Here is a 13,130-nt window from a genome sequence, read left to right as displayed (position 1 = left end):
TCCTCAGTGATAGCCTTCAGTATCCGAAACCTTGCCCCGGAACACGTAATAGCTCCAGGCGGTGTACACCAGGATCACCGGAATAATCAGTAACGTCCCGACCAGCATAAACAGCTGGCTGGCAGGCGGGGCCGCGGCCTCCCACAGAGTGATACGCGGCGGAATAATGTTCGGCCAGAGGCTGATGCCCAGCCCGCTGAACCCGAGGAAGATCAGCCCCAGCGTCAGGAGGAAAGGGCGCGCGTGGCTGTCCGGATTGCGGGTCAGGCGCCAGATCAGCACGCTGAAGATCCCGACCAGCAGCGGAACCGGCAGGAACCAGAAGAAGTTGGGCAGGGTAAACCAGCGGTCGGCGACGTACTGCCAGCCGAGCGGCGTCCAGACGCTGACTACCGCGATAACTACCATCAGGCCCAGCAGCACGTGGCGGGTCAGCTCGCGCATGCGCTGTTGCAGCGCGCCTTCGCTTTTCATAATGAGCCAGGTGGTGCCCAGCAGCGTGTAGGCGACGACCAGCCCGATGCCGCAGAACAGGTTGAAGGGGGTGAGCCAGTCCAGCGCCGAGCCGACATAGCGTCGGCCCTCCACGTCAAAGCCGTTGATCACGGCGCCCACCACCACGCCCTGGCTGAAGGTAGCGAGCAGGGAGCCGCCGGCAAAGGAGTAGTCCCAGAATTTACGGTGTGAAGGGGTGGCTTTGAAGCGGAACTCAAAGGCGACGCCGCGAAAGATGAGGCCGATCAGCATTGCGGTGAGCGGGATCGTCAGCGCATCAATAATGACCGCATAGGCCAGCGGAAACGCGCCGAAAAGCCCCGCGCCGCCGAGCACCAGCCATGTCTCGTTGCCGTCCCAGACGGGCGCGACGCTGTTGACCATCACATCGCGCTCTTTCGCATCGCCCACGAAGTTAAACAGCAGGCCAATCCCCAGGTCGAAGCCGTCCATAATGATATACATCAGCGTGGCAAACACGATGATGGCAAACCAAATCACCGAGATATCGACGCCCATCAGATTCTCTCCTCTTCCGGAACAGACTCCGCGGCAGACAGCGGACGGGCAGGCGTGCCCGAGGTGTTTGACGTCAGCGTATCGACGGGCTGAGGACCTTTCTTAATCAGCCGGATAAGATAAACATAGCCCACGCCAAATACGGATGAGTAGACAACGAAGAACGCCAGCAGGCTGATGCTCATCTGCAGGGTGCTGTGCAGCGATACCGCGTCGATGGTGCGCAGGTAGCCATAGACAACCCACGGCTGACGGCCCACTTCGGTGGTCACCCAGCCGGCGAGCAGCGCCAGCAGCCCGGCAGGCCCCATGCAGAGGGCAAACCAGTGGAACGGACGCGAGTGGTAAAGTCGATGGCGATAGCGCAGCCAGAGGCTGACCAGACCGAGGGTAATCATCAGCAGCCCCATCCCGACCATCACGCGGAACGACCAGAAAACGATGGTAGAGTTTGGGCGATCCTCTTTCGGGAAGTCTTTCAGCGCGGGGACCTGTTTATCCAGGCTGTGCGTCAGAATCAGGCTGCCAAGCGCGGGGATCTCCAGGCCGTATTTGGTGCGCTCCTCCTCCATATCCGGCAGGCCAAACAGCAGCAGCGGGGTGGCCTCGCCGGGCGGATTTTCCCAGTGCCCCTCAATAGCGGCGATTTTCGCCGGCTGATGCTCAAGCGTGTTCAGGCCGTGCATATCGCCCACCACCGCCTGAATGGGCGCGACCAGCAGCGCCATCCACATCGCCATCGAAAACATGGTGCGAACGGCTGGCGTATCGTTCCCGCGCAGCAGGTGCCAGGCGCCCGACGCGCCGACAAACAGCGCGCTGCTCAGGAACGCGGCGATAGCCATATGAATAAGACGGTAAGGGAAGGAGGGGTTAAAGACGATGGCCAGCCAGTCCTGCGGGATAACCTGCCCATTTTCGATAGTGAAACCCTGCGGCGTATGCATCCAGCTGTTGGAGGCGAGGATCCAGAAGGTCGACATTAGCGTGCCGAGCGCCACCATGCAGGTCGAAAAGAAGTGCAGCCCCGGGCCGACCTTGTTCCAGCCGAACATCATCACGCCGAGGAATCCGGCCTCCAGGAAGAAGGCGGTTAACACTTCATAGGTCAGAAGTGGGCCGGTAATGCTGCCCGCGAACTGGGAGAACCCGCTCCAGTTGGTGCCAAACTGATACGCCATAACCAGCCCGGAAACGACGCCCATGCCGAAGTTAACGGCAAATATCTTTAACCAGAAGTGGTATAGCGATCGCCAGACGTCGTTTTTGGTGCGCAGCCACATGCCTTCCAGCACCACCAGATAGCTGGCGAGGCCGATGGTGATCGCGGGAAAAAGGATATGGAACGAGACGGTAAAAGCGAACTGAATTCTGGCCAGATGAAATGCATCGAGTTCGAACATGGTCCGTACCTCTGAGACGATGGGGCACGCGACTTGCCGGGCAGTTCAGGACTGCCCGGCAAACCGATTACGGTTTAGTCTTACCGGCACCCAGCTCGGCACCGGTCAGCGGGTCGGAATGTGGATCGGACTTCGTGCGGGCAGACATCGCCTTAACCAGGGTTGCCTGCTCGGTTGTGAGCGTCACGCTGGCACTGCCATCGCCGCCATCCACCGCAGGCTGGGGGGACTCAACGTAATCGAAATGTTTATCGCTGTTCCAGCTTCCGCGAACCTCTCCACCTTCAGACATATTGTAGTACTTGTTGGTGAATTCCTCGATTGGCGGCAGTTTTCCCGGCGGGAAATTATTACGGATGGACTGCAGCGCCTTCTCAAAGGAGAGCTGATGCGCCGCCTCACGCGTCATCAGAAACGCCAGCGCGTCCTTAACGCCGGGATCGTCGGTCACGTTGATCAGCCGTTCATAGATGATTTTGGCTCTGGCTTCGGCCGCCACGTTCGAACGCAGATCTGCCGTCGGCTCGCCAATGGTGTCGACGTAGGCCGCCGTCCAGGGCACGCCCGCTGAGTTGGTGAGCGGAGTGCCGCCGCCGTAGAGCAGGGAGGTGATGTGGCTGTCATTCCCGTTTTCGGTCATGGAGCGATACAGCTCGGCCTCATTTTCCACCCCTTCCGCCAGCGCCCCCTTGGCACCTTTATTCAGCATGCCGACCAGGGTGCCGATAATTTCGAGGTGGCTTAACTCCTCGGTTGCGATATCCATCAGCATATCCTTACGGCCCGGATCGTCATCGCTCAACCCTTGCGTAAAGTACCGGCAGGCGGCGGCCAGTTCACCCTGCGGCCCGCCAAATTGTTCCAGTAAAAGGTTGGCAAGGCCGGGATTCGGTTCGGCGACGCGAACCGTGTATTGCAGCTGTTTGACGTGTCGAAACATGCTCACTCTCCTGTGGGTTATTTTTTCGCTTCGACACCCGACGCGTCTGAACGCAGCAGGAACTGTTCCGTCGTTTGCGGGATATGACGAATCAGCCAGTCGGCCATTTCGCGCTCTTCGGCGAGGATCGTCTCAATAGCGGGTATTGAAGCGGTATCGCCCGCTTTTTTCGCCGCCGCGAGCAGGGAGGTATAGCAGGCGATTTCAAACTGTTCGAAAACATAGCCGCTGATCGAGCCCTTCACGATTTCGTCGGAAGGGAACATGCCGCCGATGGATTGTCCCAGCGCCGCCATTTTGCTCATCGAGTCTTTTAAGACCGAACGAGAAATATCATTACGGTCGAGGATTTCCTCCAGCAATGTGATTTGCCGTTTTGTCTCATTAATATGTTGCTCAATTCTGGCGCGAACATCAGGATAATTATCGATACGGCTGGCCATGGATTCCAGCATTGATTCGGCTTGCTTTTCCATTGCATGGGCATCGCGTAGCCAGTCATGGTAGTGTTCTACGTGATTCATCATTGTATCCTCATTAGGGGTTCGCTTATTTGTTCTCACTTTCAGCAGCCTGATCGGCACGTGCGGCACTGTAGCCAGATAAATGGCCGACAATATTGGCATAAATACTGATGATAATGACCCATAGCACGCTGTTCTTCCACCATATTACGGAAGGAATAGCGAGAATGAACCATATTATTGCTGCCGCTAAATGGCACCGTTTAATTGTCCTGGGACTGATGCTCATTTTATTTAACCTGTGTTATAGCGTCATTTCTGCGCTTTTTGGTTAATATTGCCTACGGCCAGGTCGGTGAGTTTCAGGTCGGTCTCTTTTTCTTCTTCCAGCGTTTCGGCAAGAAGCTTAACGGCTTTTTTATAGCCCAGTTGTTCTGCTAATGTGGCAAGGGTACCGTAGCTGGCTATTTCGTAATGCTCGACTTTTTGCGCAGCGGCAATTAAGGCAGCATCACGCACTTCATTTTTTTCGGTGCTTTCGATCACTTCATTGGCTTCTTCAATTAAGCCTTCCATCGCCACGCACTTCATGCGTTTAATCTTAATTCCTTCTTCCTGTTCGACGATCTGGTCGATACGTTCGATCTGACCCTGCGTCTCCTCCAGGTGCGCGGTAAAGGCTACGCTCAGCTTCTCGCTGGACGCGGCGCGGGCAAGCTTGCTAAGCGCGCGAGTCAGCTGCTTTTCCGCACTGTAGGTATCCGAGAGAAGATGAATAAATACATCCTCAACACTTTTCATATTCATAATAATTACGCTCCGGTAAAATAAAGAAAGGGTACTGCGAGCTTTTCAGCCCGCAGCATGCTCTCTGGTTTTATTAAAAGAGTACTAAATAAGATCAGGAGTTATCAGACTTACGGCCTCCGCCGTGACTGTTCTGTCCCCCTTTCTTACCCGCTTCAGATGCGCGTTGCGGATCGTTTTTAAAATTACCACCGCTGTGCTGGCCACCTTTACGTCCAGCTTCTGATGCTTTTTCACGGTCTTCAGCGAAATTACCGGAACCACCACGATGCTCTGCCATATTAAACCTCATAGTCATATATTGGTTATGTCAGTACGATACGAAAATATTCCGTATCACTCGTCGTTCGAGTAATAACTCTAGTCGCTGTGTGAGAACCGTCAAATGCGTTTTGCTATTTACGGCTGCGTTGTTTTTAAATATTTGTAAATTTGCGCTTCGCTTGCTTTGGAAATATGGATAGACAGGAAGGACTTGTAAACAACCGTTCAGATTATTCCTAACTTTGAGCTAAAAATTTGAAAGGTGAGGATAAAAATAATGACGCGTTAAAATTGGTTAATTTGCAGTCAGAGGAAAATAAAAAATACTCCTTTATAGCTAGAAAGCGAAACCCTAAATAATTATAAGGAAAATCCTGGATAAAAAGCGTCGGGCACGAAAGGGCGGTTTCGTTGAGGCTTGTTCAGAGGCCAGCCGCACACGGTTTGACCACTGTCGTCTTAAGATCACAAATCAGAAATCTTTCCCCCCGGAAGGAACGGGTTTCTCTACACTCCAGGTAATATTCACTGGAGGCATGACATCATGGCGAACACCATCACGGCTGATGACATTCGGGAACACTTTTCGCAGGCTATGTCGGCGATGTACCAGCAGGAAGTTCCGCAGTACGGCACCTTGCTTGAACTGGTAGCGGACGTAAACCTGGCGGTGCTGGAAAATAATCCACTATTACATGAACAACTGGCAAACGCCGATGAGCTTGTGCGCCTGAACGTGGAGCGTCACGGGGCAATTCGCGTTGGCAGTGCGCAAGAGCTTTCAACCCTGCGCCGTATGTTTGCCATCATGGGCATGTACCCGGTCAGCTATTACGATCTCTCCCAGGCGGGGGTGCCGGTTCACTCAACGGCGTTTCGCCCGATCGATGATGCGGCGCTGTGCCGTAATCCGTTCCGCATCTTTACTTCGCTGCTGCGCCTTGAGCTGATTGAAAACGTCGCGCTGCGCGAACGGGCGGCGGAAATCCTCTCTCACCGGAACATCTTCACCCCGCGCTGTCTGGCGCTTCTCGATCTGTATGAATCGGAAGGGCAGTTTACTGACGAGCAGGCGCACGAGTTTGTGCAGGAAGCGCTGGAAACCTTCCGCTGGCACCGTCACGCGACGGTCGATCAGGAAACCTATCTTGCGCTGCACAACGAGCATCGCCTGATTGCCGACGTGGTCTGCTTCCCCGGCTGCCACATTAACCACCTCACCCCGCGCACGCTGGATATTGATCGGGTGCAGGAGCTGATGCCGAAGTACGGTATCGAGCCGAAAATTCTGATAGAAGGCCCGCCGCGTCGCGAGGTGCCCGTCCTGCTGCGTCAAACCAGCTTCAAGGCGCTGGAAGAGCCGGTGCTGTTTGCCGGGGAACATAAGGGCACCCACACCGCGCGCTTCGGTGAGATTGAACAGCGCGGCGTGGCGCTGACCCCGAAAGGCCGGGAACTGTACGATAGCCTGCTTGCCCAGGCAGGCACCGGCAAAGATAACCTGACCCATCAGCTGCATCTGCGCGAGATCTTTAGCGCCTTCCCGGACAGCGAACTGTTGATGCGCCGTCAGGAGCTGGCGTATTTCCGCTACCGTCTGACGCCTGCGGGTGAAGCGCATCGCCATGCGTTCCGGCCGGGAGACGATCCGCAGCCGCTGATCGAGCGCGGATGGGTGGTTGCCCAGCCGATCACCTACGAAGATTTCCTCCCGGTTAGCGCCGCGGGGATTTTCCAGTCCAATCTCGGGAATGAAACCCAGGCCCGCAGCCATGGTAACGCCAGCCGCGATGCGTTTGAAGACGCGCTCGGCTGCCCGGTGTATGACGAGTTTGCGCTCTATCAGGAGGCTGAAACCCGCAGCAAACAGCGTTGCGGTTTGCTCTGAAATCGTTACTCTGCTGGGGTGTGATGGAAAAAATAAGGTCGTTATGCAAAATCCTTCCGCCCCTGTGGTTGAAACGCGCCAGGGCGCACTCTCTGGTTTAACCGATGAAAATGTCCACGTCTGGTGCGGCATTCCCTACGCCGCACCGCCCGTGGGCGAGTGGCGTTGGCGCTCCCCGCGGCCGCCTGAACCGTGGGATGGCGTTCGCGAGGCCACCGCCTTTTCGGCCTCAAGCTGGCAAAGCAGCGAATATTGTCAGGAGCTGGGCGGGGGCGATCCCGGCCAGTTCTCAGAAGACTGTCTTTATCTGAACGTCTGGTCCCCCAAAGAGCGCGCCGGGGCGCTTCCGGTTATGGTCTGGCTGCACGGTGGTGGCTTTACCATTGGCGCGGGGGGCTTACCGCCCTATAGCGGCAAAGCGCTGGCAACGCGCGGCGTTGTTGTCGTGACGATCAACTACCGTCTCGGCCATCTCGGCTTTTTCGCCCATCCCGCGCTGGAAGGCGAGGAAGATCGCGTGGTGCATAATTTTGCCCTGCTGGATCAGATCGCGGCCCTCGAATGGGTGCGGGAGAATATCGCCGCATTTAGTGGAGATCCTGACAATGTGACCCTGTTTGGCGAATCCGCCGGCGCGCGCAGCGTGCTCTCTCTGCTGGCATCGCCCCTGGCGGCTGGCTTGTTCCACAAGGCGATTGTGCAAAGCGGGTATACCTTGCCGGACACGCCGCGCGAGCAGGCGCTGCAAAAAGGGGAGGCGCTGGCCGCCCATTTTGGCCTGGAGAAGGCGACTGCTGAGCAGCTGCGCGCCATTCCTCCCGAGGCGTTCTGGCCGTTAACCGCGCCGCTGAACGTCGCACCGGCGCCCATCGTCGGGGACTGCGTTCTGCCCGAAGCGATGCTGGACGTCTTTTTCGCGGCCCGCCAGCATCCCGTACCGGTAATGATTGGGTCGAACAGCGATGAGGCCAGCGTGATGGCGGTGTTTGGCATCGATCTCGCCGGGCAAATCCAGAAGCTCCGCCGGGAGCGGCGCTTCGGACTGGGGTTGATTAAGCTGCTCTATCCGGGCGTCAAAGGCGATGAAGAGCTGGGCAGGCAGGTGTGCCGCGACATGGCGTTCACCACGATGGGCTACGTCGTGATGCAGGCTCAGCAGCGCGTCGGCGGATTGTGCTGGCGTTACTGGTTTGACTATGTCGCGGAAGCGGAACATGCCACCTATATCAACGGTGCCTGGCACGGCAACGAGGTTCCCTATGTCTTTGATACGTTAGGTCAGGTAGAGCCTTCACGTCAGTACGTCAACGAACGGGATCTGCAGTTTGCTGCCCACGTGGCCGATTACTGGGTGAGCTTTGCGCGTGACGCTGGTCCTCGCGAGATCCTGCCCGGGCCGACGCACTGGCCCGCATGCCGAAAAGGGCGGGACGTTTTGTTACGCATTGGCGTGAATAAACATGCAGGTTTTCGGCTTGAAAACCGCTTTATGCGCGCCCGCATGAGCCTCTTCAAACGGGTGATGAAGCACCACGTCAGCCTCGATTAAGCAAACATGCGCGAAACGCCGCCAGTCCGTTTTCCTCGCCTGGCGTTTCGCGCAGCACCAGCCGGTAGCTCGCGCCGGTTTTTATGCTGGTTTCATAAGGCCGTATCAGTCTTCCCGTGCGGACATCTTCGGCCACCAGCGTTTCGTCGGCAATGGCAACGCCCAGCCCCTGAATGGCGGCCGTAATCGCGAGATCCATCGTGTCGAAGTGTTGATTTTTGTGCATGGCAAAGCCCGGACCTTCCTGTTTCGTTAGCCACAGCGACCAGTCTGTCTTATCCCTTGTGGGGTGCAGGAACGTCAGCGATCCCAGCGTTGCACCCGCCCGCACCGGGCTTATCACCGGGGTGAGCGCCTCTTCGAACAGCATGTCGCCTGCGCTCATGTGCGTGCCGAACACGATGGCCGCGTCGTAAGATTCGGTTTTGAAATTGACGTTATGATCGGTGGTGGTGGTCAGGGCGATCTGCAGATCCGGCTGCTCACGCTCCACCTCCAGCAGGCGCGGCACCAGCCAGCGCATGGCGCAGGTGGGCGCCTTGAGCCGGATCACGGTCTGCTGGCTCCGGGCCTGGTCGGCCACGGTCAGCAATTGTTCAAAAGCAGACTGCAGCTCCGGAAGCAGGGCGCTGCCCTGCGAAGAGAGGCGCAGGCCGCGCGCGTGGCGTTCAAAAAGCGGAAAGCCAAACCACGCTTCAAGGGACGCGATCTTGCGGCTCACGGCCCCCTGCGTCAGGCAAAGTTCTGCGGCAGCATGGGTCAGATTCAGGTGACGCGCGGTGACTAAAAATGCGTCGATGGCATTGAGCGGGAGCGAACGGCGCGACATGGAAAACCCTCAGCTATGCATTTTTCTCATGGCTATTATGACAACAATTCGATTGTCCCGACAACAGAGATGTTGTTTGAATTGTTATGCATTGTCCATGAGAAGGGAAAGAGGATGACTTTACGAACGCCAGTGCAGACGCGCTCCAAACTGCCCGATGTGGGCACCACCATTTTTACCGTTATCGGCCAGCTCTCGGCGCAGCATAACGCGATTAACCTTTCTCAGGGCGCACCAAATTTTTCCTGCGACCCGAAGCTGATTGCGGGCGTCACCCGCGCAATGGAGTCGGGGCATAACCAGTATGCGGCGATGACAGGCCTGCAGCCGCTCAAAGAGCGCATTGCCGATAAAATTGCCACGCTTTACGGCACGCGGTATGACCCGGCCGGCGAGGTCCTGGTGACCGCCAGCGCCAGCGAAGGGCTCTATTCTGCAATCAGCGGGCTGGTGCACCCGGGTGATGAGGTGATTTACTTTGAGCCCTCTTTTGACAGCTACGCGCCGATTGTCCGTCTGCAGGGGGCAACCCCAATTGCCATCAAGTTGACCGTGCCGGATTTTGCCGTCAACTGGGATGAGGTCCGGGCTGCCATCTCCCCGCGCACGCGCATGATTATCATCAATACGCCGCACAACCCGAGCGGTCAGGTCTTCTCCGCCGACGATCTGCAGCAGCTGGCGGCGCTGACCCGCAATACTGACATCATTATTTTGTCTGACGAAGTGTACGAACACGTGGTGTTTGACGGTGAGCCGCACCACGGGATGGCCACGCACCCGCAGCTGGCAGAGCGTAGCGTGATTATTTCTTCTTTCGGAAAAACCTATCACGTCACCGGCTGGCGCGTGGGTTACTGTGTTGCACCGGCGGTGCTGATGGACGAGATTTGTAAAGTCCATCAATTTTTAATGTTCTCTGCCGATACGCCAATGCAGCACGCGTTTGCTGAACATATGGTCGACCCGCAAACCTGGCTGTCGCTGTCGGCGTTTTACCAGCGCAAGCGCGATCTGCTGCAGAGTCTGCTGGCCGATTCGCCGTTCACGCTGCTGCCCAGCGCCGGATCGTTCTTCATGCTGGCGGACTACAGCCAGTTCAGCGACGAGCGCGACAGCGATCTGGTGAAACGGCTGATCGTTGAGTACGGTGTTGCCACCATTCCGCTGTCGGCGTTTTATGCGGACGGTACGGATAATAAATTGATTCGTCTCTCTTTTGCGAAAGATGAGGCGACGTTACGGGCAGGTGCCCAGGCCCTGTGTCGGGTTAAACCACGCTAAGGAGTTTTGAAATGAAATTACGCGCGCTAGTTGTCGGCATGGGATTGCTGTGTACCTTTTCCTCATTCGCAGCGTCCGAGCTGCGTTACGGTCTGGAAGCCGAATATCCGCCGTTTGAAAGCCGCAATGCGGCAGGCGAACTGGAAGGGTTTGACGTTGAGCTGGGGAACGCCATCTGTAAAGCGGCAGCGCTGAAGTGCAGCTGGGTGGAAACCTCGTTTGATGCGCTGATTCCGGGCCTGGTGGCAAAGAAATTCGACGCCATCAACTCGGCGATGAATATCACCGAGCAGCGCCGCAAGAGCATTGATTTTACCCAACCTATCTACCGTATTCCGTCGCAGCTGGTCGGCAAGGCCGGTACGGCGGTCGAGGCGACGCCTGAAGGGCTGAAGGGGAAAACCATCGGCGTGCTGCAGGGCTCCATTCAGGAAACCTATGCCAAAGAGCACTGGGAAAAGCAGGGTGTCACCGTGGTGTCTTATAAAGATCAGAATATGGCCTGGGGCGATCTGCTGAATGGCCGTATCGACGCCTCGCTGGTCATGTCCGCGGCCGGGCAGGCAGGTTTCCTCAGCAAGCCGCAGGGGAAAGGGTTTGGCTTCATCGGCAAGCCGGTGTCTGACGACACTATCCTCGGCAGTGGGATCGGCTTTGGGTTGCGTAAAGGTGACGAGGCCACCAAAAAGCAGCTTGACGCCGCAATTGATAAAGTACGTGCCGACGGCACGATCGCCAAACTCGCTGATAAGTACTTCCCGGGTATCGATGTCAGCGTAAAATAACCGCCTCTTTGGCCCCGGTGAACGATGTCGCGCCGGGGCATTTTTCTACACATTTTCCAGGCTTTCTTTACACCACTTTCGGGCCGTTCTGGTCGACAGAAAATATTTCTCACTTTGTTCATATAATCACCGGCCAACAATTGGATTCTTAACCATTTTTGTTTAGGCTGTGCGTTCTTTCTTGCCGTCATTTCGCCGAGCGCGGAACACATTCACACGACCATAAGGACGTTTTTCCAGGCATGAATCGCAGACGTTTTCTAAAAGGCTCGCTGGCAGTGGCAGCCCTGAGCGGCACATCCGGCCTTGCCTCCCTGTTTTCCAAAGCGGCATACGCCGCCGACTCTGACATTGCTGACGGCCAGAGCCGTCGTTTTGACTTCTCCGTACTGCAATCCATGGCGCATGACCTGGCAAAAACCCCGTGGGGTGGCGCGCCGCGCCCGCTGCCGGAGACGCTGGCGACCATGACGCCGCAGGCGTACAACGCCATCCGCTACGATGAAAAGCAGTCTCTGTGGAACAACATTGAAGGGCGTCAGCTGGACGTGCAGTTCTTCCATATGGGAATGGGGTTCCGCCGTCGCGTGCGGATGTTCTCGCTGGACCAGTCGACCTCTATGGCGCGCGAGATCCACTTCCGTCCTGAGCTGTTCAGCTACGGTGAAACGGGCGTGGATACCAAACAGCTGGAAGGGCAAAGCGATCTCGGCTTTGCGGGCTTCCGCGCCTTTAAGGCGCCGGAGCTGGCGCGTCGCGATATCGTCTCCTTCCTGGGCGCGAGCTACTTCCGCGCGGTGGATGACACCTACCAGTACGGCCTTTCCGCCCGCGGTCTGGCGGTAGACACCTTTACCGACACGCCGGAAGAGTTCCCGGACTTTACCTCCTTCTGGTTTGAAACCGTCAAGCCAGGCGACACGACCTTTACCGTTTATACGCTGCTCGACAGCCCGAGCATCACGGGTGCCTATAAATTCGTGATCCACTGCGAGAAGAGCCAGGTGATCATGGAGGTGGAAAACCACCTCTACGCGCGTAAGGACATCAAGCAGCTCGGCATTGCGCCGATGACCAGCATGTTCAGCTGCGGTAATAATGAACGCCGCATGTGTGACACCATTCACCCGCAAATTCATGACTCCGACCGCCTGGCGATGTGGCGCGGCAACGGGGAGTGGATCTGTCGTCCGCTGAACAACCCGCAGAAGCTGCAGTTCAATGCCTATATGGACAAAAACCCGAAAGGGTTCGGTCTGCTGCAGCTCGATCGCGATTTCTCGCACTATCAGGACGTGATGGGGTGGTACAACAAGCGTCCAAGCCTGTGGGTGGAACCGCGTAACGACTGGGGTAAAGGCGCGGTTGGCCTGATGGAGATCCCGACCACCGGTGAAACGCTGGATAACGTGGTTTGCTTCTGGCAGCCGGAAAAAGCCGTCAAAGCGGGCGACGAGCTGGACTTCAAGTATCGCCTCTACTGGAGCGCGATGCCGCCTGTGCGCTCCCCGCTGGCCAACGTCTACGCCACCCGCACCGGCATGGGCGGCTTCCCGGAAGGCTGGGCGCCGGGCGAAAACTACCCGAAAGTATGGGCCCGTCGCTTTGCGATAGATTTTGTCGGCGGCGATCTGAAGGCCGCTGCGCCAAAAGGCATCGAGCCGGTGATTACGCTCTCAAGCGGTGAAGCGAAGCAGGTGGAGATCCTCTACGTTGAGCCGTTTGACGGCTATCGCATTCTCTTTGACTGGTACCCGACGTCGGATTCGACGGAGCCGGTGGATATGCGTCTGTTCCTGCGCTGCCAGGGCGACGCCATCAGTGAAACCTGGCTGTACCAGTATTTCCCACCGGCGCCGGATAAACGTAACTACGTTGACGACAGGGTAATGCGTTAACGATC

At 57.1% G+C, this 13,130-nt stretch carries 13 protein-coding genes; 5 read left to right on the top strand and 8 right to left on the bottom strand.

Annotated features, from left to right (window positions below; genetic code table 11):
- Positions 1 to 3: 3 nt before the first annotated feature.
- The 7 genes from cydB to UR504_RS01130 form a co-directional block, all read right to left on the bottom strand.
- Positions 4 to 1,014, bottom strand: a complete 1,011-nt coding sequence (gene cydB, locus UR504_RS01160; protein WP_320739180.1) for a cytochrome d ubiquinol oxidase subunit II — start codon at positions 1,012 to 1,014, stop codon at positions 4 to 6.
- Complete coding sequence (locus UR504_RS01155; protein ID WP_143345098.1) at positions 1,014 to 2,417, bottom strand: cytochrome ubiquinol oxidase subunit I; 1,404 nt, start codon at positions 2,415 to 2,417, stop codon at positions 1,014 to 1,016. Before UR504_RS01155 ends, cydB begins: the two co-directional genes overlap by 1 nt.
- Positions 2,418 to 2,484: 67 nt before the next feature.
- Positions 2,485 to 3,357 carry a manganese catalase family protein gene (locus tag UR504_RS01150; RefSeq protein WP_008502274.1) on the bottom strand — a complete coding sequence of 291 codons (873 nt, stop codon included), beginning with the start codon at positions 3,355 to 3,357 and terminating at the stop codon, positions 2,485 to 2,487.
- Positions 3,358 to 3,374: 17 nt separating this feature from the next.
- The gene (locus UR504_RS01145; protein WP_014883791.1) at positions 3,375 to 3,881 is read right to left on the bottom strand and encodes a ferritin-like domain-containing protein; all 507 of its coding nucleotides are present in this window, start codon (positions 3,879 to 3,881) and stop codon (positions 3,375 to 3,377) included.
- Between the two features lie 25 nt (positions 3,882 to 3,906).
- Positions 3,907 to 4,110 (bottom strand): hypothetical protein, encoded by a 204-nt coding sequence (locus UR504_RS01140; RefSeq protein WP_111964639.1) that lies wholly within the window; start codon positions 4,108 to 4,110, stop codon positions 3,907 to 3,909.
- Between the two features lie 23 nt (positions 4,111 to 4,133).
- A complete protein-coding gene (locus UR504_RS01135; RefSeq protein WP_320739176.1) occupies positions 4,134 to 4,628 on the bottom strand; it encodes a ferritin-like domain-containing protein in 495 nt (164 codons plus the stop codon).
- Between the two features lie 94 nt (positions 4,629 to 4,722).
- Complete coding sequence (locus UR504_RS01130) at positions 4,723 to 4,908, bottom strand: general stress protein (protein ID WP_004150795.1); 186 nt, start codon at positions 4,906 to 4,908, stop codon at positions 4,723 to 4,725.
- Between the two features lie 528 nt (positions 4,909 to 5,436).
- Between UR504_RS01130 and UR504_RS01125 the strand changes: the two genes are divergently transcribed.
- Entirely contained in the window at positions 5,437 to 6,780 is a 1,344-nt protein-coding gene (locus UR504_RS01125; protein WP_320739174.1) for a VOC family protein, read from the top strand.
- Positions 6,781 to 6,823: 43 nt separating this feature from the next.
- A complete protein-coding gene (locus UR504_RS01120) occupies positions 6,824 to 8,329 on the top strand; it encodes a carboxylesterase/lipase family protein (protein WP_320739173.1) in 1,506 nt (501 codons plus the stop codon).
- Here UR504_RS01120 and UR504_RS01115 read toward each other — a convergent pair.
- Complete coding sequence (locus UR504_RS01115) at positions 8,316 to 9,158, bottom strand: LysR family transcriptional regulator (protein ID WP_320739172.1); 843 nt, start codon at positions 9,156 to 9,158, stop codon at positions 8,316 to 8,318. The genes UR504_RS01120 and UR504_RS01115 overlap by 14 nt on opposite strands.
- Positions 9,159 to 9,272: 114 nt before the next feature.
- On the opposite strand from UR504_RS01115, the gene UR504_RS01110 reads away from it, so the two are divergent.
- The 3 genes from UR504_RS01110 (at position 9,273) to UR504_RS01100 (ending at position 13,125) form a co-directional block, all read left to right on the top strand.
- On the top strand, positions 9,273 to 10,442 hold the full coding sequence (locus tag UR504_RS01110) for a pyridoxal phosphate-dependent aminotransferase (RefSeq protein WP_274243099.1): 1,170 nt from the start codon (positions 9,273 to 9,275) through the stop codon (positions 10,440 to 10,442).
- An 11-nt stretch (positions 10,443 to 10,453) separates the two neighbouring features.
- Complete coding sequence (locus UR504_RS01105) at positions 10,454 to 11,227, top strand: transporter substrate-binding domain-containing protein (protein WP_021242531.1); 774 nt, start codon at positions 10,454 to 10,456, stop codon at positions 11,225 to 11,227.
- Positions 11,228 to 11,469: 242 nt separating this feature from the next.
- On the top strand, positions 11,470 to 13,125 hold the full coding sequence (locus UR504_RS01100; protein ID WP_127730822.1) for a glucan biosynthesis protein D: 1,656 nt from the start codon (positions 11,470 to 11,472) through the stop codon (positions 13,123 to 13,125).
- Positions 13,126 to 13,130: the final 5 nt, after the last annotated feature.

This window comes from Enterobacter sp. 241F3 (assembly GCF_034106785.1).
In the GTDB taxonomy this organism is placed as follows: Bacteria; Pseudomonadota; Gammaproteobacteria; order Enterobacterales; family Enterobacteriaceae; genus Enterobacter; species Enterobacter vonholyi.
The sequence above is the reverse complement of the archived record's forward strand: the minus strand, read 5'-3'. Positions and strand labels throughout refer to the sequence as shown.